Here is a 25,477-nt window from a genome sequence, read left to right as displayed (position 1 = left end):
TTATTACGCTCACTCATTCATTATTGTTTTTTCCTCTATGATGCTTACCAATTACTCATTTCAGATTGTATTTGCTTTTGAGGGCTATTACTTTTACTCAAATTATTGTCAAACTCAAAACAAAACTATCTTATGAGTATTTTTCATTCCAAAACAAAATGGCTATTTGCTACAATGATGCTTATAGCAAATCATATTATGGGACAGAATATGACCTCTTGTGGTTCTACAACAATCAATCAACCAACTAGACGTTATCAATCTGTTACATTTCACAATGGATCATTGTATGTTTCAGAGTCTAATCCAAGTACAGTAGCAATGGGTACAGTTTTTAGAATAGTTCCAGGTACAGGGACTATTCTGGCTACCAATAACAATGCATTAGATTTTCCTACTGGAGTAGCTGTTCATCCAACAAGTGGGAGAGTTTATGTAAATCAAAGAGGATTTGCAAATCCTGCTAACAACAACATACAAATATACAATAACAATTTAGGAACTCCCATTGCAAGTCTCCAAGCTTCTGGAGTTAATGAAATGTCAGATGCTTTATTGATAGATGACAGAGGCAGATTATTTGTAAATATTATTACTAATATTGGTGGTATTGTTACAGGTCAGATAAGAGTCTATGATATTAATGGGGGAACACCAACCCTAATAAATATTAATGGGAGTAATAATTTTTTTACTGCTAATCGTTATCACTCAATGGCTTTTAGAAGGGTAGATGCAAATACCATTCAACTATATGCTACAAACTTTGGTAATAATACAGTTAGTATTTTTACTATTACTGATAACAACATCATGACGAATGAAAGAACTTTTCCTACTAATAATGGTGGCAATAACACCGCAGGAATTACGGTTACTAATGATGGATTTATTCATGTAGGAACAGGTGGGTTAACAAACCATAGTATTAGGACATTTTGTGAAGATGGAACTTTAGTAAATACTTTGCCTATATTAGTTCAAGCAAATGGACGTTTGAATGGGTTAACAAGAGATGGGAATACTATATATGTAGCAGAAGATATAAATGCTTTTACTACTAATCAAAGAATATTTTGTTATAATTTCATACCTCCTCAATCTCAGCTTTCAGTAAGTGCTCGTAATATTTATTGCAACAATGAAAGTTTCATCACGCTTAATTTAAACCTATTACCTTGTTCATCAACAAATAGTTATACTGTAGAAATATATCAAAATAATATTTTAATAAATACTATTTCACCAACAGTCATCAATAATACAACACTTCAAATTCCTATGCTTGCCTCAGGTTCCTATCAGGTTAGAGTGATAGGTGCAAATCCTGCAGTAACCAGTTCTTTTAGTAATATATTTTCTATTTTTCCTTCTTATCAAGCAACTTTAAATGGTAATATTACCACCACTATAGGCAATTCTATTGATATACCTGTTAATATTATAGGAACAACGCCTTCTCCAAGTAATCCTATTGGAGTTACATTAATTAGAACAGATATGAGTGGGGCATCTGTAAGCATACCTGTTAATATTACATCAGTACCTTTTATCTATACTGATAATACAATTTCTTCTGTAGGGACATACAATTACACTATACAAAATACGGGTTCCTCTTGTTCTACTAATTCAGGGAATTTCATAGCAACTCTAATAAATACAACTCCTTGTACTACTGGGGATCTTTGGGGAAAAGATACTTCTTTTGATACTGGTGATGAATCTATTTCATGTAATAATGGTGCTCCAGCTTGGCAGAGTCCAGATATTTGGTTAAGTCCTTCTGCATCTGCATACAACGATGATACAGATAGAGCCCCCATACCAGGAGCAACTAATTATGTATATGTAAGAGTAAGAAATAGAGGAAACAATGCTGATACTGGAAAACTCAGATTATATTGGGCTGCTGCATCAACAGGGCTGTATTGGTCCAATAGTTGGATAGGTCTTGATCAGTGTAGTGGAATACCTTTAGGAGGAGAAATTTTGGGTAATGTTGTTGATGAAAATGGCAATATTGTGACTAATAATGACATCAACCATATGCCTAATCAAACAAGAATATATCGTTTTGCTTGGGTTGTCCCTAACCCTAATGATTATGTAAATTGTTTTTTCAATGGTTTGCCTATAGACAGACATCATTTTTGCTTGTTAGCTCGTATAGAGCAAGATGCAACAAATTGTAGACCTGCTCAACCAGCTAATGAGACAACTTCTACTTATCTGAATGCTACCTGTAATAATAATATTTTCTGGCAGAATGTTATGATAATTGAAAAAGATGCTAAAGGTGGTTTTTCAAGTGGAGTTGGAGTAAAAGGCAGATGTATATTGAATAGTGTTCCTAAAACAACAGGAGTATCTGTTATAAATCCTGAATTTATTGGCTGCAAACCATCAAGAACAAAATTGACATGGATGTCTGTCATGGAAAATAAAGAATATCCCATTAACTTTTGGGATTTTGGGCAGTTATTCATCCAAATAGATAATGTTGCCTATAACAATTGGTTAAATAGTGGAGCACAGGGAACAGGTATTTTAGATATGAGTGGAGGATTATTCCAAATATTAGAACCCAATGCTTCTATGTCTTTTGATTTGAGTAATGGACAAAGTATAGGTATTAATCATTACTTTATTCCTTTAACAAGAAAATGTATCAATGTAGATGTTGATTTAAAGCAAGAAAATTGTATTGTCTCTACAGGAACATGCTCTATAATAGGAGGAGAAAGATTTTCTTTGAGAGGTTTTTGTACCCCTAATAATACTGGTTTTGAGCCTCAAAGACAATCAAATATTGTAAATGTATATCCTAGCCCTGCTCAAGATAATCTTACAATTGAATTTACAGAAGAGCAGGAGAAAATAAGCTTCTACATTACAGACACACAGGGAAGAGTTATTAAGGAAAAAGCCCTCTTTAATAATTCTCAGAAAGTAAATGTAAATGTTGCAAAAATTCCTTCAGGCATTTACTTAATTCATATACAAAATGGTAAAGGTGAAACATCCGTACAACGTTTTGTAAGACAATAATTATTCAAAGTTCAGCAATAGGCTCAAAATTAAAATCATTTTGAGCCTACATTATAACCTAAAATATCAACAAGCATACAAATGTTAGTTATTAATCTATCAACTATTTTTTTCCCTGAATTTCTTTGATATAAAGCTCTAGATTGGAAATTTTCTCCTGATAAAATGCGATTTTCTTTTTGGAAAGTTCATGATTGGGGTTAGAGGCTAAAATACTTTCCACCTCTTTTTTCCTTTTCCCTAACATTGTTTTCTGACTCATCAAAAAATTGGAAGTATAGACCTCTTCCAAAACTTTCTGAATAGACTCACTGATACTTATTTCATGAATCTCAGCAAGGTCTGAAAGTATATGATGATACAAAGGTGAAATTTTGGCTCCTATTTGTATTTTTTTAGGCTTCATATCCAAAGATTTTTTTAGAAAATAACGGAAAACTTTTAGACATCTAATGTACAAATATTATTGCAACCATCCAAAAAACAGCTATTTTTTGTGAATTTTTGAGTGTATATATTACACACTACACGTCATATAAACACCCCTGTATTTAATAATTTCAATGATTTATACCTTATAAATATCTATTTTCTACACTTATTTTACACATCTAAAAAAAGCATGAAAAGAGGAGTGATTTTTTTACACTTTTTCTAGAGAAGACTCAAGTTTCTCTAAAATCGAAAAATAACTAATTATCTAATTATCAATGGTTTATAAAATCGACTTAAAAATCCTTTCTTTTTTGTGAGCAATTCTTTGGAAAAGTGGATAAAAGTTTCTAAATTCTAGTAGAATAATAGTAATATTGATTTTCGTAAAACACTGAAATAGAATATGATGAAACAAAAAAAGGTAGAAAGAAGGAATATAGCAATGTTAAAATCACCAAAGAGTTCAAAGCTGATTTAGATTCCATTGCTAAAAGCTTTGGTTTGAAGGTGGGAGAAGTAATGGAGGCTATGATTGCCTATTTCAAATACACTAAACAAAACCCTATCACTCAGAAAAACATGATGAATGAGCTTGAGGGTTTCAAAGAAGAAATACAGGAAGGGGTGATTGCAAGAAGTAGGGAAATGGTAGAAACCTTCTTAAAGAAACAGAAAGAAGAACACTTCAAGGCTTTGAATGAAGTACTTGAAAAAGTAGAGGAAAAGGAAAGGATATTTTCTAATGAAAAGGCATTAGAGTTATGGAATACCTTTAGAAAAGAACTGCCCATAAGTCTATCATCTCTTGATAAATACCAAAATGCCTTTGAAATATTAGGAAAAACGGTAGAAAAACCTGTTAAAGTAAAAAATGATTTGCTTGATTTAAAATAATTTACAATTATATATTGGTAGAATTCTTATAAAAAGTGTTTTTAACTTTTATGGAGTAGTTTTTTAGATTTCTGAAGGGTTTCTTCTTCTAGTTTATACGAAAAAGTTCGTTGAGTTATCTTTGAAAGTGTTTTTAAAATATTTTCAAAATTTTGAAGAAAGTATGCAATCATCTCATATTCAGGATACTTTTTATTGAGTTCTTGCTTCTCTGATTCTATCAAATCCTCTATCCATCGCTCCATATCTGCTATTTTCTCTTGAAAAAACTTTTTGGGAAGCTTTTGATTGCTTTCTTTTAAAATAGATTGAAGAATTTTCTCAAAATTGGTTTGTAGACGCTTTGGTAACATTCTAGGAGTTTGTTCTACAGCCAATTTTCTTAGCTCTATTTCCAAAAGTTTCATTTTTTCTTCATGAGCTTGTTTCTCTTGTTGAATTTGTTGTTCCAATTTCAAGGCTGTGATGACTGGAGTTTCTTTTAAATCTTTTTTGAGAGGAATTCCCTGATTTCTTTGTTCAAAAAAGAAATCAAGTTTACACTTCTCAGAACAATAAATTTTATTCTTTCTTCCTTCAAAGAAAGTATGACAATAAGGACATTGTTTTTGCTCAGACATCTTCATTTTTTATACGTATTTTTTGATAAAAAATTGAGTTATAACGGTTATAATACACTATTTTATTTTCAAAACAACCTTTCTATTACAAAAAGTTCTATTATTCACTTTTGTGGTGCATTTCTCAATAAAAATCACTTTTTCTGCTATTTTTTGCCCCAATATTTTTAAAGAAATGCTGTGTATAAATATTTAAAAACACATTTATAACGGTTATAATGATGTTTTTAAATAGTGATATAGAGAATTTATCCTCCAAAATACTTATCTTTGACAACATAGTGTTCAATTTTTGTTTAATCTGGAAAAGACTCTACTTTTGGTAGAGTCTTTTTTAATGTGAAAACTTGTAAATATCTTTAGATTTTAGTATCTTCGATGGTGATGCAGGTTACTTGTAAGAACTTGTTAAAAATTTGAAAAGGATGCAGACTTCTCCAAGCATCTTTTTTTGTGTGGTATGATTTCATTATTTTTCTACCAAAAATACAGCTTACAAAATAGAGTAAATAAGTTTCTTCTCATTTTAGTTCAAAACATTACTTCTAAAATGGTTATATACGATTGTGAGCGAATAGATTATCAAGTCAAGAAAACCAATTACTTCACTTTATATAGATTATTTTATGTAAATTTACTTATGGAAAAGGTAGAATACCTCAAAGAACCTAAAGGGATAAACTTTGTGATTAAAAGTGTATCCCTAACAAAAAAAGAAAAAAGAGAGATAAGTCTGTTCATAACTAAATATAAAGCCACAGTGAAAAAGACTGTTTAAAACTTATGAAGAATCTAATTAATCAAAATACAGATTATGAAAACTTTCTTGGAGAGGTAAAAAATCGTATTCATCAGGCTCAATATGAAGCTTTCAAAGCTGTCAATAAAGAACTGATACAACTTTATTGGGATTTGGGACAAATGATTGTAGAAAAACAATCTCAAAGTGAATGGGGGAAATCTGTTGTGGAGCAAATAGCTAAAGATTTACAAACTGAATTTCCAAAATTGAGTGGTTTTTCTGTTGGAAATCTATGGCGTATGCGTAATTTTTATATAAGCTATTCTGCCCATGAAAAACTCGCACCATTGGTGCGAGAAATTGGATGGTCTCATAATGTGGTAATTATGGAGAAATGTAAAGATGATTTACAAAAAGAATTTTACCTCCTGATGACCAAAAAATTTGGTTGGACTAAAAATGTGTTGATTCATCAAATAGAAAACAAAACTTATGAAAAGTATCTGTTAAACCAGCAAAATTTTGAACAAGCCTATCCTGAAAAATACAAAAATCAAGCTATTTTGGCTTTGAAAGATGAATACCAATTTGATTTTTTAGAACTTTCTCAAGAGCATTCTGAATATGAACTTGAAATGACACTCATTAAAAATATTAGAGCCTTTTTGACAGAAATGGGTGGATATTTTTCTTTTATAGGTAGCCAATATAAATTAGAAGTTGGTGGAAATGAGTATTTCATTGATTTGCTCCTTTTTCACAGAAAATTAAAATGTTTGGTTGCTATTGAGCTTAAAATAGGGGATTTTACTCCTGAAATGGTGGGTAAGATGCAGTTTTATTTGAGTGTACTTAATGATACAGTCAAAGAAGAAGGAGAAAATGATGCCATAGGTATCATCATTTGTAAATCTAAAAACAGAACCATTGTAGAATATGCCCTCAAAGATACCACAAAGCCCATAGGAGTAGCCACTTACACCATAGATACCAACCTACCTGAAGAACTTAAACAATTTTTGCCAAGCCCCAAACAATTGGAGAAACATTTAAAACTGATTGAAACCCTAAAATCTTAAATTTTTAAACTACCATAGTGACAGTTATCAAAAACAAGGAAAAAGTGGAGTTTAAAGTGTTGCAACAGCTTGATAAAAACTTGATTTGAGATCAAACTCATTAATAGTATTTTATTCAGACTTGTGGATTATTTCTTTATACCCACTTTCTCTATACTTGTCATATACTTTTGATCGAAATGAGGATGTTTGTTTGGACTTATAAAATAGAAACGGGAAGTTTTAGAAAAGTAGAAAAGCTGTCCAAATCTTACAAGCTTTTGAAAAGCATTGGAGCCTAGTTGTGCTTTTGATTTCAACGTTTGAATAATTTTTGATAGAACTCTTGAATATATCCCATCTTTTTTTTATTTTTCTTGACTTATTATCTTACTTGATAAGGACTTATCTAAAATATTTTTGTTAATTTTGTGCCTTGAACAACTATGCAAAACTAATCTTTATGAAAAGAACTTTATCTTTCTTTTTACTTTTTCTATGTTTCTTGCCCTTGTTTTCCCAAAATCTTGATCAGGTTGGAAAAGACAAAAAGGTCGTCAAACTCAATGGAGGTATTTCCACTTCTCATATATTCTATGCAGCCTCTGGACTAGAAAACCGTAGAAATCCCTATGATTACTTTGTCACAGGAAATATTGGGCTTGATATATATGGCTGGAGTGCCCCTTTTTCTTTTACCTTCTCTAACCAACAAGTTAATTTCCAACAACCTTTCAATCAATATGGCTTGCATCCTACTTACAAATGGATTAAAACCCATTTGGGCTGGAACTCGATGAGTTTTTCTCCTTACACCCTTGCAGGACATTTGTATAATGGTGTAGGTTTTGAACTCACCCCCACTGAGAACTGGAATGTGAGTGTGATGTATGGGAGACTTCAAAAGGCGGTTGCCCTTGACACCCTTCAAGCAAACAACCTGCCTGCTTTTAGAAGAATGGGCACTGGTTTGAAGGTAGGCTATAAACGCCAAAAAGACGGTGTGGAACTCATTGCTTTTAGAGCTTGGGACAAAGAAAATTCGATTGGGATTTTGCCAGACAGTATTGGACTTGCCCCACAAGAAAACTTGGTTTTAAGCATTCATGCTACCAAAAGCTTTTTAGAAAAAGCCCTCTTGGATGTTGAATTTGCTTCCTCAGCCATCACAGAAGATTTGAGGTCAGGCTTTTTAGGAGATTCTTCTTCTAAGAAAAATATTTACACCAGTTTAGGAGATATTTTTAGACCCAGAACCTCCACTGCTGTCTATCATGCTTTCAAAAGTTCACTTTCTTATCCACTTAAGTTTATGACCATAGGAGCCACTTATGAAAGAGTAGAGCCAGGGTATAGAACATTGGGGGCTTACTTTTTTAACAATGATTTAGAAAATATTACCCTCAATCTTTCCACCAAGATTTTCAAAAAGGTGAGTCTCTCAAGCAATCTAGGAACACAAAGAAATGATTTGTATAACCAAAAAGCCTCTCAGATGAGAAGGTTTGTAGGCTCCGTGAACGCCTCTGCTGCTTTGAATAAAAAAATGAATCTAACGGCTTCTTATTCTAATTTCCAAAGTTATACCAATGTTCGTTCTGTTTTTGACCAAATCAATCAAACCACTCCTTTTCAAAATTTAGATACCCTTCGTTATCGTCAGATTTCTCAGAATGCAAGTCTTTCTTTCAATTATGCCCTTTCTAAAACACAGGCAAGTAGTCAAATGTTACTTGCAAGCCTTGTCTATCAAACATCCAAAGATGAACAAGGAGGTAAAGACAGAAATACTGGTGTGCAGTTTTACAATATGAATGTAGCTCACAATTTAAGCCTTTCTTCCTCAGGAGCTTCTATTGCTACTTCTTTTGCTTTCAATCACAACGAAACACTGGGACAGGCTTCCACTACTTTTGGACCTAATGTTGCTTTTTCAAGACCTTTTTTCAAAAAACAGCTCAAAGCAAGTCTTTCGAGTGCGTTTAACAATGCCTATAGAGCAGGATCTTTGGCCAGCAGTGTGTTAAACCTGAGACTATCAGGTCAATACACACTTTTGAAAAAACATAATTTCTCAGCTTCTTCGATTCTCTTGAGAAAAAATACTCGAAACACTTTGAATGCTAATACCTTCAACGAACTCACTGCTACTTTTGCTTATAGCTACAATTTTTAGAGCCTATGAAACATTTGCCTAATATATTACAACATGTATCTTTTTTCCTGATGTGTTCTTTACTCCTTGTGAGCAGTGTCTATGCAGGAGAAGATACCACTACTTTTAAAAAGCCCCAAAATAACAAGCTCTATCAAGTAGGACAAAACAGGGATTTTAAAAACGTGGATGAAGCTTTGAATTATGATGACTTCGCTCAAAAAGATGCCCTCATCGCCAACCCCCTTGACTCAGGAAGTCTCACAGAACAAGCAAGGGCTTATATCAGAAGAGCAAGAGCTACCATGGCTCAAATCAAAAGCTCACAGGCATTTACCACGATTACCAGTGTCAATCAGATTGCCAGTCTTCCCATGGGAATTCATAAGAAAATTGGCACTACTGATTACTCGATTGGCATTGATAGCATTGTCTTTACACCTAGTTACTCGTATGTGGTGGCTTATATGATTATCAAGAATCCACAAGATGGTTCTGAACTTTATTTTGTGGCTAAAAATGTAAGAATCAATCAGGCAGGAGGATTTGTAGGAACAGCCAAGCTAGAACTGATGGCAGATTATCGTTTCAATTTGGGAGGAAATCCTCAAAGTGGAACTACTCAAATTACTTTTAAAGCAGGAAAGACTTTTGCTGAGTGGGATTGTGGAGGTTTTAAAAGGCTTTCTGTGGATGCAGAAGTGCTATTTTCAAGAGATTTGTTACTTGTGGAAAACAATCAAGGGCAAATTGATTCGACTCAGAGAGTCAAAGGCACTTTCAAAGCTCAAATGGAAGATTGGAGTGATTTAATTGCCACAGTCAATTTTACAACTCCCTTTCAAGCCAGAAGACTCAAAGGGGTAGGATTTGTGGTGAAAGAAGCAAGTCTTGATTTGAGTGAAATTCATAATCCTAGTTCAGTAAATTTTCCAGCAAATTATCATAGTGAATCAGCCACGAGCATTGAACTCTGGAAAGGCTTTTATTTGAAACGAGCAGAGGTGAGATTACCTCGGCAGTTTAAAAAGAAAAATGGAGTGAACACTCCTGTAAACCCCAGCGATAGAATCACCTTTATCACAGAAGACGTCTTGATTGATGAATATGGCTTCTCAGGAAAAATTACAGTCTTAAAGCTGATTGCTCCTAAAGAAGGGAGTATGAGTAAATGGAGCTATTCCTTAGATTCACTAGGAATCACCCTTACTAAAAATCAACTCATTTCTGCTGGTTTTAAAGGAGAAATTGTGCTTCCAATCGCAAAAGAAGAAACCCCTCTTGCCTATACTTGTCTCATTGATCCCTTGAACCAAGAATATGTGCTCTCTGTTAAAAACAGAGAAGATTTGGTGTTTCCTTTGTGGGGAGCAGGAAAGGTAAAAATTTATGAAAATTCACTACTTGAAGTCAAAGTGGTAGAAGGAAACTTTCGCCCCAGAGCTCTTTTGAATGGGAATATGACGATTGAAGTAGGTTTGAAGCCAGGAACATCTCTTTCTAGTTCTGACAAAGAGAAAGTGAAGCTCGCTGATATTGATTTTGAAGCTTTGGAAGTGAAAAGTGTCAAACCCTATGTCACAGTAGGCAATTTTTCCTTTGGTTCAGACGTCAATCAAGTGAAAGTCGCTGGTTTTCCTTGTTCACTTGAGAACATTGAAGGAAAAAACTATCAAAATGGCATAGCCTTAGAAATGGATGTGGTGGTAAACTTTGTGGGAAAATCAGCAGGTTCCCCCCCATCAGCCTCTGCCAATAGTTTTGGAGCAGAAGCTCATCTTGTATTATTAGGTGAACCCAAAGATACAACCGCTACACTTTCCTATCGTTTCAAGGGTGTTGAAATCACAAGAGCCAGCATTGATATTGACCAAGGAGCTTTTTCCTTGAAAGGAGAGCTAGCTTTCTTCAAAGAAGATGCTACTTATGGCAATGGTTTTCAAGGAAACTTAGAAGCAAGGTTTCCAGCTGTAGAGAAAGTAAGAGTATCTGCTTTGTTTGGTACGACACTCGAAGGCATGCGTTATTGGTATGCTGATGCCTTGCTTACACTCTCCACAGGTATTCCACTAGGAGCTATTGAAATCAAAGGTTTTACTGGGGGAGCTTATTATCAAATGAAACAAGCCCCACAAGGACAAACTGCTAGCAGTTCTGGATTAGGCACAACTCCCTCAGGCATTAGTTATGTGCCTGATGAAAAAACACATTTTGGTATCAGAGCAGGGATTGAAATCAACACAGCTAAATCTCCTCAAGCCTTCAATGGCTCAGTAACCCTTGAAGTGGCCTTTTTCAAAACAGGAGGGGTCAGTAGAGTCATGCTTTCAGGAGAAGGGAATTTTGTTACTCCAGCTTTCTCCTTCGGGGTAGATAAACTCAAAGCCAAAGCAGCCAAAATTGCTCGTTATGCGGGTGATTTGGACGTTGCGATGGGTAAGATTCCAGGTACCAATTTTCAGCCTGAAGCAGTGAAAAGAATCAACGAAAGTATTCATAAATTAGAAGGAGCAGAGAATGCTCAAGGAGCCGTGAGAGCAACGGTGATGATTGATTATGATGTAGCAGCCAAAACTTTGCATGGGAATTTTCAAATCTTTGTAAATGTGGCTGGTGGGCTTATTCAAGGCATTGGAGCAAACGGCATGGCAGGGGAAGCTGTATTCCATGTTGCTCCTAGTAAATGGTATATTCATTTAGGAAATCCAAGCCAGAGAATGGGCTTACAACTCGCTGGACTGGCTAGAACAGGTTCTTATCTCATGGTAGGGCATGACATTCCTGATATTCCAGCACCACCAGACGAAGTATCTTCGATTTTGGGACAAATGAATTTGGCACTTGGCAGAGATATGAGTAGTTTGTCTGATGGAAGAGGTTTTGCGATGGGAATGGATGTGAAAGTGGATACAGGGGATTTAACCTTTTTGGTGTTTTATGCTCGTTTTGCAGCAGGATTAGGTTTTGATATCATGATGAAAAACTATGGAGAGGAAGCAGTCTGTGTAGAGACTCAGCAAAGAGTAGGCATCAATGGCTGGTATGCCATGGGACAAGCTTATGCTTTTGTGATGGGAAAAATTGGTATCAAGGTGGATTTGCCTTTCTTCAAAGGCAAAGTAGATATTTTAGATATTGCTGCTGCTGCGATTTTGCAAGCAAAACTGCCCAATCCTGCTTGGTTTAGAGGGATTGTGGGTGGTAGATTCAATATTTTAGGAGGACTTGTAAAGGGTAGTTGCAAATTTGAGATGACCATTGGTAAGCAATGTACCATCCAGAATGCCAATTTACTTGCTGGTATGCAGATTATTAGCCAGCTTACCCCAGAAAATGAAGCAACTGGACTTGATGTCTTTACAAGCCCTCAAGCAGTGTTTAATTATGAAATTGGTAAAGAGTTTGAGTTAAGCGACCCTGAAACAGGTAGACTCCGTATTTTTAGAGTAAAACTTGAAAAGTTTGAAATAGTAGCAAATGGTGCAGTAATTCCAGCAAGTTTAGAGTGGGACAGTGACAAAAAAACAGCTGCACTCGTAAGCCATGATATTTTGCCTTCTGAAGCTCAAGTAAATGTTTTGTGCAGAGTCAGTTTTGAAGAATATATTGGTACTAGCTGGAAAGGAGTCATCAGTGGAGGAAAGTTAGTGACAGAAGAAAAAACAGCAAGCTTTAAAACAGGCAAAGCTCCTGATTATATCCCTCTATCCAATGTTGCTTGGAGTTATCCCGTTGCAAACCAACTGTATTATCATCCCAAGCAAACAAGGGAAGCCTATATCAAACTCAAACGTGGACAACCTGATTTGTTTGTAGCAAAAGATGAATGGAATCAGGAAGTAAGAGTGAAAACAGGAAGTGCTGCTACCCTCAAAGCTGGCTTTGTCTATGACAATGCTTCCAAAGAAATCCGTTTCTCCATGCCAGAAGGTGTTCTAACCAGTAAAGTCTATACTTGGGAGATTGTAAACACGCCAGCCTATGCAAGAGATTCAATTAATAGCAATGTAAGTCAGGTTACGACTACCACTGGTACTACGGACAATAATATTCAATTAACAGGACAACAAGCCACAGGCAGTTTAGTGCAACTTCAAGACAAAGCTATTTTTACAGCTTATTTTGCAAGTTCTAAATACAACACGTTTAAAGAGAAAATCGCTTCACTGAGGATGTCTCAAGGTTGGAGTTATCCAGTGCTGACAGGAGTCCATGAAATTGGAGTCAATATTTCAGCTGTTGAGCTTTTTGATAAAGCTGAAATTTTAGGAAATGAACAGAATGGTGTCCAATCACTCGTGCAAATGGAGGCTGAGTACAATACGTATTGGCACAATAGCTTGCTTCATCCAATCGTCTATGAAGGATTGCCACATCCAAACATCAGTATTTTGAATCGAGTGCCTGCAATTTTTGGTGTGCCTCCCACAAAGGACATCATCATTGGGCAAAATCCAAACAGTCAAGTATTGTCTGCTAGTGATGCTACAGCAGGTATTGTGCCTCTCTCTCCCACTTTTGGCTCTTTTGTCTATCGAATGGCAATTAGTGGTTTTAATGATTATACGGACTTGCGTACTCAAGCTGCACAAGTAGGATATTCTGCTAATGGCAATGCATGGATTAATAGGCTCTTAACAGAACCTTATCCTACGATTCAATCAGGCGATTATCCAGTGAGAATCAGATATGTATTACCAGGCAAAAACCAAGTCATTGCAGAGGAGCGTTTTATCATCAATAGACCTTAAAGAGTTATAAGTGATGAGTGATGAATTGTTTTAAAATTAGGAGCACATGAGAAAAAAAATATATAAATTACAATTAGTATTGAGTTTTATCTGGTTTGTGGCAAGCACCAGTATTGCTCAAAACTTCCCTATTGAGGTAGTCACACAATTATCCAAACCTTATTCCCTAAGGCTCACAGATTATGGTGGTGGCTCAGGAGAAAGAGTAAACCTAACACTACTTTTAAAAGATATAAATCGTACCAATTATCAAGTCAGACTCAGACTTGTGATTGAAGGAGCAGGAATTAGTATTTTTACAAAACCCTCCTACATTGGAAAGATTGTATTGCTTCAAGGGGGTATTCCTGAACAGTTTAACGGCATTGAACTCGCTGATTACTTTAATCCTAATAATTTAGAGTTTCAGGGCTTTACAAGAAGCCAGTACGATAGAGCCCAAAAACTACCAGAAGGTATTTATAGTATTCGTTTTGAAGTCTTAGACTTCATTAGAAATGTGCCTGTGGCTGCTCCCAAAGCAGGAGAAACCATAGCATGGCTTGCTGAAAATGACCCTCCCTTAATTAACCAGCCCTATCAAGAGGAAAAGGTGCAAATCTTAGAGCCTCAGAACGTGATTTTTTCTTGGACTCCTAGACACCTTTCAAGTCCAAATGCAGCCATTGATGTGGAGTATGAAGTGACTGTTGTACAGTTAATTCCTAAAACCAGAAACCCCAATGATGCAATCCTGACTTCTAACCCCATACTTAGAACAATCACTCAGTCCACTACTTTTATTTACGGAATTAGTGAACCAAGTTTGCTTGCAGGAGAAAGTTATGCCTTACAAGTCAGAGTAATTGAACGCAATGGTCTTGAAATCTTTAAAAACAGAGGAAAAAGTGAAGTAGTCAAGTTTACGTATGGTTCTGTGTGCCTGCCTGCCACAAACATTTCAGCACAGGTACTTGCTCCCACAAGAGCTAAAATAACGTATGAAGCTGGGGCTGGAAATACTCGTTACAAGCTCAGATTCAGAGAAAAAACGTCAGAAAACAATGGTACTTGGTTTGAGGAAAATAGTCAGTTGTTACACATTAACTTGCTTGATTTACGTCCTTCTACCACCTATGAATACGAAGTCTTGAGTTTTTGTGGGGATTTAACGCCCACAAATCAAATAGTAGTTAGAGACACCTTTCAAACCAGTGGCTTTTCAGCTCAGGACTTTGCCTGCGGCAGGGTACCCAAAGAATTTACGCTCCAAAACCAAACACCCAAGGCAAATTTAGTGAGAGGAGATACCATTGTAGCCACTGATTTTAAACTCAAAATAGGAAGAATTGAAGGAGGACAAGGAGTGTTTAGTGGAGAGGGAGTCGTGGTCATGCCTTTTATGAATAATATTAAACTTAAAGCTGCTTTTAAGAATATCAAAGTCAATGAAGAAAACAGAATGATTGATGGCATTATTGCCATCACTGGAGCAAGTGCTCAAGTGCTAGATGATAGTACCCTTGCCACTGTACAAGCCCAAATTACTGAAATTGAAGGTTTTTTAAACCAAGCAGAGTCGGCTTTAGACCAGATAGATATTGTCCTTGATAAAATTGATTTGGTCTCAGCCAAAATGTATGAATATTTGCCTGAAAGTATTCAATTAAGGTTAGACAATGCAAGAGATAGCCTTGCAGCAGCCAAAAAAGAACTGAAAGGACTGCCAGCCAATGCCACAGAAGAACAAAGAGCTGCTGCCAAAGAAAAGCTTAGAAAGGCTAAACTTGAAATGAAACAAAGTCTTTCAGAAGCTATCAAGTATTATGTAGAGGCACTCAAAAGATTTATAGATATTATCTGGGGAACACTGGTGGAACTCAAACGAGAATATTTTGGTGCACAACCAGCCAGTGAGCAAGATTTGGATGCTGCTGGAGAGGCTGCCATGAAAGTTTTGTTTGATGACCAAGGATTATCACGACCTACTACTGAACAAGAAACGGGTGTTTTCCTCATCAAAGATTTTTCCATAGACAATATAGAAAAACCTACTACTTCCAACAGAAGTAATGTAGAGTCTAAACTTTGGGATTTTAATAAAAAAATGAGAAAGAAAAGACTTGTCAAGTTTTTAGTTGCCATGCTTTCTTTCTATTTATCTCCTGATGATGTGAAACAACATTTCAAAAAAGATGCAGTTTTAAAAGGTGAAAAATTAATAGAGGATATTTTTAGGGGAATGCGATTAGAAAAAACCAATCAAGAGCTTATTTCACAAACCAAAGACTCTATTGTTCTCAATATTGAAGAAATGATAGATTTTCTAACAGATACGGATAAATAATAATGCCATGAAAAAACTGATTCAATTATTTCTCTCACTATGGATTTCTTTCTTTGCTCATCAAGCCTTCGCAGAGCTTGATAGTCTTCAAAAGATAAAAGTCAGAAAGGAAATAGAGAGCTTGATGGACAAACAAAAGGCTCAAAACTTAGAAAATGACCGTTTGGGAAAAAGCCATTTGAATAACTATATTATTGATTATCAAAAGATTTTAGATGATGATGAAACAGAGCATTTTAAAATCAAAGAAGCCAATGGAGGGAAGACTCTTTGGAATTTAGAGTCAGATGCTTTTAAGAAAGAAAAAACAGGAATCAAGGCTATTTTAAGTAGTCTCAATACTGGTCGTAGTCCAAAGGATAGAATCTATGTGGTACTTATCTCTATTTATGATTATAAAAGAGATGTAATCAGGTGGTATCAAAATAAAAATAGATATACTCAAGATTATGAAGCTATTGATAATATATCAGGACAAAATTGGAGTACAGTCAATGAAGCACTTACACAAAAACAACAAGACCAGAGTCAAATTGATGCTCAATCTAATGGTATTGATAATGAAACCTTTAGAAAAAACAACCTTGTTGGTGATTTTGTAGGAACTGTGATGAAACAAAAAATAGGTAGTGGAGACTTTTCCAACAAGAGTATTGCCTGTTTTTCTCATTATAAAATAGAGTTTGATAAAAATGGAAATTCTACCTACAAAGTGAATAGTTCTATTTTACGCTTTACTTCTATTCCTAAAGCATTATTAGACCTGATTGATGCTGCTACTGATAAATTTGATTTGCAAGGAGCAGGAAGAAACGATGCCTTGAGAGATATAGTTAGTATTTTAGCAGATTATGAAAATTGCAGTCCTGATGCCACCAAATACAATGCTGAGGTTCAAAGAATCAGTAGTTTTTTAGACACAGAACTTGATAAACTATCCTCAAATACACAAAGTGGTGTGTTTATTACTCCCAAAACTAATTCAGATTTTAATTTTTGGGGTAACACAATTAGTCTATCTGATTTTACTGAAACACAAAAGAAAATTAGTCATTTAGAAGAAAAAACAGGCTATAAAATATGTGTCATTGTAGATAACTCTAAAGAATATATCTGTGATGATTTAATAGCCAAATCTGTTTTCTTGAAAAGCCAGAAATTAGATAAATTTAAAACCATTTTGATTTATGCTCGCCTAACTACAAAGAAATTTGATGCCCAGCCAATGAGTATGTTTTATAGTGCAAAGCTTGGAAATTATGTACCCACAGAGATGGGGTCATATATAGAAACAAATGATGTTGAAATGGCTCATAACAAGGATTTATACAAAGAAAGTGATGTGGGAGGATTTTCAGAACTTATTATTCGATATGTACATAAGAATATTTATAGACCATTGCCTAAACCTGCTGTGGTTTATGCTTATCAAATGAATTTTAAAGGAGAGATTATTGAACTGCCTGTACAAAAATCTGAAAAAATAGCAGGATTAGATATGTATAATCTTGTTATTGTGCAAGATAGAAGAATTAAAACTGCTATTAATGCCTATAAATCTATTGAACAATCTCAAAATTTCATTAGATCCTCTGCAGCACAAGGGTTATCGCAATCACCACAGATAACACAAGAAGGAGAGAACATTATTGCACAAAAAAAACTATTAGAACAACTTGAAGAAACTCCAAGTTCTGATGGAGATTTAGAAATTATAGACCACCAAATAAAAGAATCTTATTTACGAAATATAGTTACAGAGTCTTTTCAAACAGGTGATATTAAGTATAATCCCATTGCCCGACAATATACAAGATGGCTTCTCTCTACTTATGTGGAAGATGGGTTGCCTAACGTATTTTTTGAAAATTTCTTGCCATCATCCCCTTCTAATGAGATATTTATTACAGGTAACAATGCTGTGAAATTAGCTCGTGTAAAAGAAAAAATAGATGAGGCAAGTTTAGCTTTATCACCTTTTGGTTTGGATTTCATAGCAGATGGATATGGGGCTTTGTATTGTTTTGTAAATAATGATACACAAGGTTCTTTGTTGTATGGAGGCTTTATGTTGATAGGTTCAGCAGATAAAGTTGTGAAGTTGGCTGATAAAACCTACGACATTGTGAGAAGAACAACTTCATCTTACAATATCAAGATTGTAAAAAATGATAAACTCTTTTGTTCTGGTTTTCCTCTATTTGAATTAGTACAAGTCAAACCTATTTTTAAAAATTCCACTCAAGTATTATTGAGTGAACGCTTTTTAGAAAAAGTAACTAGTTTAGGCTTGAGTAAAGCTGAAATTAAAGCTCTTGACAAAGATTTATTCAATAATCGATCTTTAATTGATGCAATGAATGCTGATGTCACTTGGTTAGATGTTTGGAAAGAAATATCTTATTTGAAGCAACATAGAAAAGAGGTTGATTTTTTGAAATGGGTTAGAAAAGTAAATAGTTCAGACCCAGAGTTTGAGAAACTAAGAAAACATATATTTGAAGGAGAGCCAAGTATGCAAGGAGGTGTATTGAAAGTCAAAGGTGTACACCACGAACTTGCTTTAACAACTAGAACAAGTGGCTTCTTAAGAGATGATATAAGAATAAAACCAGGAGCTACTATAACGCCTATTGGCACTAATGGTTGTTATAAAGTCCAAGTGGAGATTTTTGATGGTGTTAATTGGAATCCTAAAATTGGTCCAAATGGAGGAGAAGCCTCATTTTTTCCAGATACATGGACAAAACAACAAGTTTTAGAAGAAATAGCTCTGGCAAGAAGTAAAACAACCCCCATAAATTGGCAACCTCCAATACCTCCAAGAACTTCAAGTAATACTTATCATGTCATTTTAACTTCAGGTGAAACATTAGAAATGTATATAGGACAACCATTTACAACAAGACCTTCCATAGTTCAAGGTAATTTTATATCAGCATTTCCAACAAACTAATAAATTTTAAATATATGTTTTCGTACAGTTTTGGAGTAAGTTTTAATTTAAATGATAATAGCAAAAAAGCTTACATTGGCTTAGGTTCTAGTGAGCCACAATATCCTATGCTCAGTTACCTAAGCCAATACAACTCAATAAGTGCAGCAAATGAAGTTATTGAGGAACTTAGTGCTGTCATTTCTGGAGAGAAAGAATTTTGGGGTTGGGGTACAGATTTTTGTTCAATAGTTTCATATAAGAAAACTTCTTTAATTGAACATCATATTAACCCTCAAAATGGAGAATGGTCTTTGGAACCTGATTTTCAAATTAATATTCCTACCTCTTGGTTATTACAAATGTTTAAAGATTGGCGTATTTTTTTAGAAAATAACCCTATAGAATTATACTCTTAACATATGTTAGAATTTAAGATTAAAAATCATAATGAGCAAGAAGAAGAAATAGGATATAATTCAAGGTATCCAATTTGTTTAGCTTTATCTGAGAATTATGAATTAGTAGCTACTTTGTTATCAGATGACCCTAAAATTGGATTTAGTTACTATCAAAGTTATGGTAAAAAATATATAGAAATTTTAGAAAACTGGCTGATAATTGTAGATAATCATATTAACCACCAACAACCTTTTGAAATAGAAGATACATTGACCTTATCTATCAAAGATAATCGAGTTAAGCTTTGGATGTCTTTTGAACCTGATTTTATAAATGAGATAGATATTTCTGCCTTTAAAGAAATTATTCAAAATTGGAAGAATTATGTATTAGATTGGTTAGAAAGGAATGATAATTTAGCATAATAAATATGGATTACAAATTCTATACATATAATTTTAGAAACACAGTAAATGAGAAGTTTATTGAAGTCCCTTCCATAAATATTGAAAATGCTTCTGAATTTGGGTATTTTTTTTTAGACGAAATATCTAACTTGTATTCAAATTTGGAATATATAAACGAAATAGTTGATAAGATAGATAAAGTCTTGAATGGTTCTGTAGATTTTTATGAGGGATTTGGATATAAAGTTTATATGATTCAGTGTGATAAAAACATTGCAAAAGTGGTTAATTTATTTGAAAATGAAAAAATAGAGGCAGAAATACCAACTATTGAAATATATGCTCTAATGAAGGATTGGAGAGATTATCTGATTAAATTCTATGATAAATAATTTAAAAAGTGCATTAACAGCTTTTATGGAAGATATGTGGATTCCTTTTGAAGATAGTTTAGGTATTATTGACCATGAATTTAGCTCTGAAAAAAAAGAAAATCTAAAGACGGAATTTATTGAAGCAACTGTCAATCAAGATTTTGATTGGCTGCGGTTAGCTAAGGATACTTTGTTATTAATAGAGCCTGAGTCTTATAGTAATTTAGAAATCAAAAATTATGTAAAATTTTTATTGCAAGATTATTTATTTCCTGAACAGAAAATATCTAATGAAGCAATAAATGCTTTAAAAAATATCATTATTAATATATTTCATCAAAAACCTGATAATTGGATATATTCTTATGATTTGTATAATTTCATTATAAAAGAAGAGGCTTTTAAAGATATTGATTACTACAATCTATGGAAAATACCTTTTCAAAAATTAAATATAGAAAGAAAACCTATTGAGAGTAAAGAAAGGGAAATAGGCTTCTTAAAACTGGTTCAATAGGTTCATATTTTCCTAAAAAAAGATAATATAATGAAAAAAATCCAGTATAAGTTTTACTTAAATGAAATAGGTACACCTCAATTTGATAGAATATATGCTCAAAAAGATGCTCAAGGAAATATTAGAAGGTTTAATGATGCTATAACTGAAGCAGCAGAACAATTTATCACAGAACTTGTGCCAACAAGTTACAAAAAAATCATTAGAATATGTGTTTTTAATACTAATGATACAAGATATGCTTCTAACATAACAGTCAAAGCCAGAATTCAAGAATTAGTTACAAATACATTGAGAGATAAGCCTGAGGTACCTGTCAATTTAAAAAATTTAGACGAAATTCACATACAACTTCCTAATGCTTTCTATCGTTATAAGGTCGATGCAAATAATATTGTTCAACAATTACTGCCCTAAATAATAATTTATGAGTTATTCTATTGGATTTGATTTTGAGTTACCAATTACTTCGAAAAACTATGTTGATAGAATATTGGATTTTGATGTGGCTTTTATAAAAAATGCTCATAAATATGGATTGATGTATTGGGGTGATATAGATATCAATCAATTTACAGAAATATACAAGAAAACACGGAAATATGATTTTTTTGACAAAGAACATAAAAATTATTATCTTTTTGATACTCCTTATATTAATCAAGTTTTATCAAAACACTATGATTCACTTGTGTATAACAAAGAGAATTACACTAAAACTTTTGACCATAAAATTATAGGTGCTGTTAGACAATCTGTATGTTTTTTTGAGTTTGAGAATACAGCACTTGCCGCTTATGAAGTGGAAGGGCTTGATTATTGGGAAGAAAATGCAAGTATAAGCCTACTTTTCAATAGCCATCGTTTTCATAAAATGGCATACGATACTAAAATATTTTATATTCCTAGATTCAATAGTTTTGTAAGAGAAATAAGTAAATTTGTTAAGGAAATAGGTGGCAAAATAAATGCTGATATTACATATGAGAAGTTTATGACTATTGAGGGCTTTTTACTCAACGGAAAAATTATCTATCAAGAAGATGTAGATGAAGGTAGAGAACCTTTTCCAACCCCACATATTGATTTTTGGCTAGAATTAGAATAGAAATTAAAGACTGAAAAAATAAATAGCTTAAATAAGTTATACAGGCAATATTGTCTTAGAATATTATGAGGTAAGGCAACCCTTTGATGATAATGAAAATCGAGATTCTTCCTGCAAAAATGAGAAAAATGGCGGTTTGCTCTATATGTGTCTGTGAATTAGTATATTATTGTTTTTGAGTTTTCATATTGAGTCAATAAAACGAACATTTACTTTACTTTTTGAAAATACCAAAATCTTACTATTTGAACCTATTTTTTTTGTAAACAAATTAGGTTAAAGATTCTAAGTTAAATTTCTAAATCTATTTATGTTTTTTTACTATTGAAAATTGATGTCAAATCATAGATTTTGTTTCAATGATAAATTTACAAAGAAACAAATAGTATTAATACATTAGTTTACAAGTAGATATAGTGCAAACCGCCATTTTCCGCATTTTTGCAGGAAGAACCTCAATAAACACAAGAAAGCTTTTATTCTGCATACTTGTTTATTAACCGAACCATTAAGTTGTTTAGAAATTCCACTTGATATTGCCCAACGGTGGGTTCTAAATGACTATTTCCGATTCCACTATGATTAGTTATAAAAACGTATGTACCATTCGTAGTCATAGATATAAATCGCATGAGAAATTCTGTTTCTTTGTCAATACCACTAGCTGTGATAGGTATCACTTTAATACCTTTTTCAGAAGCCTTTAAGATAGATTTTTGAATATCCTTGATAACTGCATTATCATAATGAGGTGGAGCATCTAATAATAAAAATAAAATTCTTGTTTTTGAGTTTACAGACCATTGAAGTTCATGAATTGCTTTATCTAATGCAGAATGTACTGCTTCTGGAAAATCACCTCCACCTCTGGCACTTTGATTTTTAATAAAGTTTGCTGTAGCATTATTATCATTTGTAAAATTGGAAATTTTTGTAACATATTCGTCTCCTTCATCTCGATAAAATACGGCTGAGGTCAACACTGAATAGTTGGTATGGGCATTTTTAACTCTTGTAATCACATCTAACAATTCAGTTTTTAAATATTCTAACTCATCTCCCATTGAACTTGTGGCATCTACAACAAAGGCTATTTCAATTTTATTTTCTATTTTTGTAGGAGATACAATGATTTCATTGACACCCTCTTTATATGGTTTGACATTAGATATGATATTTGAACCCTCATTAATATCCACAACTAATTTTGTGAAATCAACATTTGGACTATTTTCATATATATTAGCCCATAATTCAGCTTTTCCTTTATTATCTGTTTTTGCACTGAAAATGGTTATTCCATCTCTTTTTAATTTTACTAAGGCATTCATAATAGGAGCAGAATCTGCCCCCTGAATACTTACTGATATTCTGTTATTATTAAAAAAAGACCAATGTGAAGGCATAGATTTAAAATGGTCTTTATGAATGATTGTTTCCCAAAAGTTCCAATTATCAAGGTCATTCCATTCACCAGCAGTAATAACCCCTGATTGATTTGGATTTCCTGGATTACCTTGACCATTTGTGGAAGAAGAGCTTGATGGTGCAATACTACTACCATCATCTTTGCTGAGGCTGTTACAACTTATCAGTAAAATAAAAATGATTAGATTTAAAATTCCATTTTTCATAATTATTGATTTTAAGTTTATATATGATATGAACTATCTTGATAGATTATCAAAAAACAATCCTTTTAATTTTACTTTTGTGTTATCTGTAGGATACCTTATCTAATTGCCCCCCTATGACTGTAAAGGAAAGTATTTGATAACAATCTACTGGTTTTTTTTCTACAAAGGCTGATTGCCAATTTTGAGGCATATTCTTTACGATTGTTAAAACTTGTTGTGCAAGATTTTCTAATTCTCCTTTGCCTTTGCTGATAATTTTTAATTCACAAAACTTCCCATGACAATTTACTAAAAAACCAATATGAACTCTAAAAACTAAATCTTTAGCTTTAGGATCTGTTAATGGATTTTCTACAAAATATTTTTTAAGCTCCTCTAATCCTCCTGTAAAAACAGGGTTTTTGTCAACTTTGGAAAGGTTTTGACCAAGAGATTGTTTTAACAAAATATCATCCACAGCATAACTAATAGTTTGCAAACAAGGGTTAATGGTTTGATGAGGAGTAACATCTTTTGTTTGGCAAAAAGCTGAAGAAGAGAGTATGAGGAGTCCTAATACGTTTTTTAATACTGTTTTCATCTGGAATATTTTAAAGTATGTGTAAGATAGCTTTTTTAGTCCATATCAAAAAATACAAATTTTCATGCCTACTCTGTTTAAGGATACCCACTTAGCTCTCATGTGATAATATTTTGTGAAAAACTTTATACAAAAGAAAGAATAAAAGAGAATATATACAATAGGGTTTCCAGTTACTTCAACTTATTTCCACTTTTTTCCGCAAAAATGCCTATCAAGCCCACTTTTAGTGGGCTTTTTCCATTTATTTCTGAATGACTACTCTAAAGAATCTGGTTTCATTAGGACTCACCACCATCAAGGCATAAATTCCTGCTGGAATATCCTCTCTTAATGTAAAATCAAAGAGATAGTCTTGCTGGTTGTCTCCTTGATAGGTGATTAGGCTTCTGGATTCTTGAAGACTATAAAGTGAAATAGTTACAGGAGCAATCTTGTTTAATTTCACCTGAGCCTGAAATGTTCCAGCAGAAGGGTTTGGAAAAGCTGTAAACTCTGTTACATCAGCTCCCTGATAACCCAATCCATTCTGAGTGGCATTCTTGGCTGCTTTGGGAAGAACCACGATACTTTTCTCTATCTCACTAGAGCATGATGTATAAAATGCTCTGAGCTTGATGGTATAAAATCCTTCTTTCAAAAACTGAAGTTCCTCTGTATAACCTGCATAACCTCCTACCCTTACAATATTGGGGCTATTATACACCCATTCTATTCTGTCTGGTATTTTGGTAGGATTGTTAGGATCATCCACAAGCACCCTTGAAATATCAATGAATACCACTGTATCCTCAGCAATTGCCTCAGCTGTGGAAAGTACATCTGCCTTTACCAAATCATCTCTGACTTCAAGTCTGAATGGATGTGAAGACTCACAACCCAAAGCAGTCTTAATCTTGAGTGTATAATTACCCATTTGAGAAATGGCAATCGTTTGATTGGTGCCTATCACTTGATTTTCTGCATTTTTCCACTCATAAGTTGAACCTGCGTTTCCAGCATCTACTGTATAAGCATTTCCACCACAAACACGAACAGTATCAGGGAAATTTACTTTTGTTGGAAGTGGGTCTGTAAGAGACACTTCTTTTGAGAACTCACAACCCTTGTTATCTTTTACTTTGAGTGTATAGGTTCCTGCTGTTATATTATTGAGTGTGGCAGTAGTGGTGGTAAATCCAAGCCATTCATAGGTATATCCTCCATTACCTCCTGAAACAGTGGCTGTAATGCTTCCATTACTTGCCCTCTCGCAAAGTGGATTTTGTGGAGCAAAACTAATCGCAAGTGGCGTAGTTTCTGGAACTTCTATCACAAAAGGTCTCACACATCCATTTGCCCCTTTGATTTCAATCACATGCTGATTGCTTGCCCCTCCTTTGAGTCCAGTGACATTCACTGTGCCTGTCACAGGAGCAAAGTTTGTTACTCCTTGCAATCTCCATTCATAAGGAGCAGTTCCAGAGGTTACTTCAAAAGAGATGG

Annotated in this window: 17 protein-coding genes and 1 pseudogene; 14 read left to right on the top strand and 4 right to left on the bottom strand. The window is 33.8% G+C overall.

Annotation, left to right across the window (positions count from 1 at the left end; all coding sequences use genetic code 11):
* Positions 1 to 132 precede the first annotated feature (132 nt).
* Entirely contained in the window at positions 133 to 3,051 is a 2,919-nt protein-coding gene (locus AD998_20380; protein KOY84552.1) for a hypothetical protein, read from the top strand.
* Between the two features lie 103 nt (positions 3,052 to 3,154).
* Here AD998_20380 and AD998_20375 read toward each other — a convergent pair whose 3' ends face one another.
* Complete coding sequence (locus AD998_20375) at positions 3,155 to 3,457, bottom strand: hypothetical protein (protein KOY84551.1); 303 nt, start codon at positions 3,455 to 3,457, stop codon at positions 3,155 to 3,157.
* A gap of 548 nt (positions 3,458 to 4,005) precedes the next feature.
* Here AD998_20375 and AD998_20370 point away from each other — a divergent pair.
* The gene (locus tag AD998_20370) at positions 4,006 to 4,380 is read left to right on the top strand and encodes a hypothetical protein (GenBank protein KOY84550.1); all 375 of its coding nucleotides are present in this window, start codon (positions 4,006 to 4,008) and stop codon (positions 4,378 to 4,380) included.
* Positions 4,381 to 4,421: 41 nt separating this feature from the next.
* Here the strand turns inward: AD998_20370 and AD998_20365 are convergent, their stop codons facing one another.
* Complete coding sequence (locus AD998_20365; protein KOY84549.1) at positions 4,422 to 5,000, bottom strand: hypothetical protein; 579 nt, start codon at positions 4,998 to 5,000, stop codon at positions 4,422 to 4,424.
* Positions 5,001 to 5,550: 550 nt separating this feature from the next.
* Between AD998_20365 and AD998_20360 the strand changes: the two genes are divergently transcribed.
* The 12 genes and pseudogenes from AD998_20360 (at position 5,551) to AD998_20305 (ending at position 21,775) form a co-directional block, all read left to right on the top strand.
* Positions 5,551 to 5,778: a hypothetical protein gene (locus tag AD998_20360; protein KOY84548.1), complete on the top strand. Its 228-nt coding sequence runs from the start codon at positions 5,551 to 5,553 to the stop codon at positions 5,776 to 5,778.
* 5 nt (positions 5,779 to 5,783) lie between these two features.
* Entirely contained in the window at positions 5,784 to 6,821 is a 1,038-nt protein-coding gene (locus AD998_20355; GenBank protein KOY84547.1) for a hypothetical protein, read from the top strand.
* A gap of 442 nt (positions 6,822 to 7,263) precedes the next feature.
* Positions 7,264 to 8,973 (top strand): annotated as a pseudogene (locus AD998_20350) (hypothetical protein).
* A gap of 8 nt (positions 8,974 to 8,981) precedes the next feature.
* Positions 8,982 to 13,706 (top strand): hypothetical protein, encoded by a 4,725-nt coding sequence (locus AD998_20345; protein KOY84546.1) that lies wholly within the window; start codon positions 8,982 to 8,984, stop codon positions 13,704 to 13,706.
* 46 nt (positions 13,707 to 13,752) lie between these two features.
* Positions 13,753 to 16,032 (top strand): hypothetical protein, encoded by a 2,280-nt coding sequence (locus AD998_20340; GenBank protein ID KOY84545.1) that lies wholly within the window; start codon positions 13,753 to 13,755, stop codon positions 16,030 to 16,032.
* Between the two features lie 7 nt (positions 16,033 to 16,039).
* Entirely contained in the window at positions 16,040 to 18,988 is a 2,949-nt protein-coding gene (locus tag AD998_20335; GenBank protein KOY84544.1) for a hypothetical protein, read from the top strand.
* 14 nt (positions 18,989 to 19,002) lie between these two features.
* Complete coding sequence (locus AD998_20330; protein KOY84543.1) at positions 19,003 to 19,386, top strand: hypothetical protein; 384 nt, start codon at positions 19,003 to 19,005, stop codon at positions 19,384 to 19,386.
* Positions 19,387 to 19,389: 3 nt separating this feature from the next.
* On the top strand, positions 19,390 to 19,794 hold the full coding sequence (locus AD998_20325) for a hypothetical protein (protein KOY84542.1): 405 nt from the start codon (positions 19,390 to 19,392) through the stop codon (positions 19,792 to 19,794).
* A 5-nt stretch (positions 19,795 to 19,799) separates the two neighbouring features.
* Positions 19,800 to 20,168, top strand: coding sequence for a hypothetical protein (locus AD998_20320; GenBank protein ID KOY84541.1), 369 nt, complete (start codon positions 19,800 to 19,802; stop codon positions 20,166 to 20,168).
* Positions 20,158 to 20,667 carry a hypothetical protein gene (locus AD998_20315; GenBank protein ID KOY84540.1) on the top strand — a complete coding sequence of 170 codons (510 nt, stop codon included), beginning with the start codon at positions 20,158 to 20,160 and terminating at the stop codon, positions 20,665 to 20,667. Before AD998_20320 ends, AD998_20315 begins: the two co-directional genes overlap by 11 nt.
* 30 nt (positions 20,668 to 20,697) lie before the next feature.
* Positions 20,698 to 21,084 (top strand): hypothetical protein, encoded by a 387-nt coding sequence (locus AD998_20310; GenBank protein ID KOY84539.1) that lies wholly within the window; start codon positions 20,698 to 20,700, stop codon positions 21,082 to 21,084.
* Between the two features lie 10 nt (positions 21,085 to 21,094).
* Positions 21,095 to 21,775 carry a hypothetical protein gene (locus AD998_20305; protein KOY84538.1) on the top strand — a complete coding sequence of 227 codons (681 nt, stop codon included), beginning with the start codon at positions 21,095 to 21,097 and terminating at the stop codon, positions 21,773 to 21,775.
* Between the two features lie 476 nt (positions 21,776 to 22,251).
* Here AD998_20305 and AD998_20300 read toward each other — a convergent pair whose 3' ends face one another.
* Positions 22,252 to 23,409, bottom strand: a complete 1,158-nt coding sequence (locus AD998_20300; protein KOY84537.1) for a hypothetical protein — start codon at positions 23,407 to 23,409, stop codon at positions 22,252 to 22,254.
* An 82-nt stretch (positions 23,410 to 23,491) separates the two neighbouring features.
* On the bottom strand, positions 23,492 to 23,992 hold the full coding sequence (locus AD998_20295; GenBank protein KOY84536.1) for a hypothetical protein: 501 nt from the start codon (positions 23,990 to 23,992) through the stop codon (positions 23,492 to 23,494).
* Positions 23,993 to 25,477: the final 1,485 nt, after the last annotated feature.

It is taken from the genome of bacterium 336/3 (assembly GCA_001281695.1).
Taxonomy (GTDB): Bacteria; Bacteroidota; Bacteroidia; order Cytophagales; family Thermonemataceae; genus Raineya.
The sequence above is the reverse complement of the archived record's forward strand: the minus strand, read 5'-3'. Positions and strand labels throughout refer to the sequence as shown.

Excerpts from the sequence above, each read along its gene's own strand:
- AD998_20375 (KOY84551.1), bottom strand. The coding sequence starts at position 3,457 with ATGAAGCCTAAAAAAATACAAATAGGAGCCAAAATTTCACCTTTGTAT.
- AD998_20360 (KOY84548.1), top strand. The coding sequence starts at position 5,551 with ATGGTTATATACGATTGTGAGCGAATAGATTATCAAGTCAAGAAAACC.
- AD998_20380 (KOY84552.1), top strand. The coding sequence starts at position 133 with ATGAGTATTTTTCATTCCAAAACAAAATGGCTATTTGCTACAATGATG.
- AD998_20340 (KOY84545.1), top strand. The coding sequence starts at position 13,753 with ATGAGAAAAAAAATATATAAATTACAATTAGTATTGAGTTTTATCTGG.
- AD998_20330 (KOY84543.1), top strand. The coding sequence starts at position 19,003 with ATGTTTTCGTACAGTTTTGGAGTAAGTTTTAATTTAAATGATAATAGC.
- AD998_20295 (KOY84536.1), bottom strand. The coding sequence starts at position 23,992 with ATGAAAACAGTATTAAAAAACGTATTAGGACTCCTCATACTCTCTTCT.
- AD998_20370 (KOY84550.1), top strand. The coding sequence starts at position 4,006 with ATGGAGGCTATGATTGCCTATTTCAAATACACTAAACAAAACCCTATC.
- AD998_20305 (KOY84538.1), top strand. The coding sequence starts at position 21,095 with ATGAGTTATTCTATTGGATTTGATTTTGAGTTACCAATTACTTCGAAA.
- AD998_20335 (KOY84544.1), top strand. The coding sequence starts at position 16,040 with ATGAAAAAACTGATTCAATTATTTCTCTCACTATGGATTTCTTTCTTT.
- AD998_20345 (KOY84546.1), top strand. The coding sequence starts at position 8,982 with ATGAAACATTTGCCTAATATATTACAACATGTATCTTTTTTCCTGATG.
- AD998_20310 (KOY84539.1), top strand. The coding sequence starts at position 20,698 with ATGAAAAAAATCCAGTATAAGTTTTACTTAAATGAAATAGGTACACCT.
- AD998_20325 (KOY84542.1), top strand. The coding sequence starts at position 19,390 with ATGTTAGAATTTAAGATTAAAAATCATAATGAGCAAGAAGAAGAAATA.
- AD998_20355 (KOY84547.1), top strand. The coding sequence starts at position 5,784 with ATGAAGAATCTAATTAATCAAAATACAGATTATGAAAACTTTCTTGGA.
- AD998_20320 (KOY84541.1), top strand. The coding sequence starts at position 19,800 with ATGGATTACAAATTCTATACATATAATTTTAGAAACACAGTAAATGAG.
- AD998_20300 (KOY84537.1), bottom strand. The coding sequence starts at position 23,409 with ATGAAAAATGGAATTTTAAATCTAATCATTTTTATTTTACTGATAAGT.
- AD998_20365 (KOY84549.1), bottom strand. The coding sequence starts at position 5,000 with ATGTCTGAGCAAAAACAATGTCCTTATTGTCATACTTTCTTTGAAGGA.
- AD998_20315 (KOY84540.1), top strand. The coding sequence starts at position 20,158 with ATGATAAATAATTTAAAAAGTGCATTAACAGCTTTTATGGAAGATATG.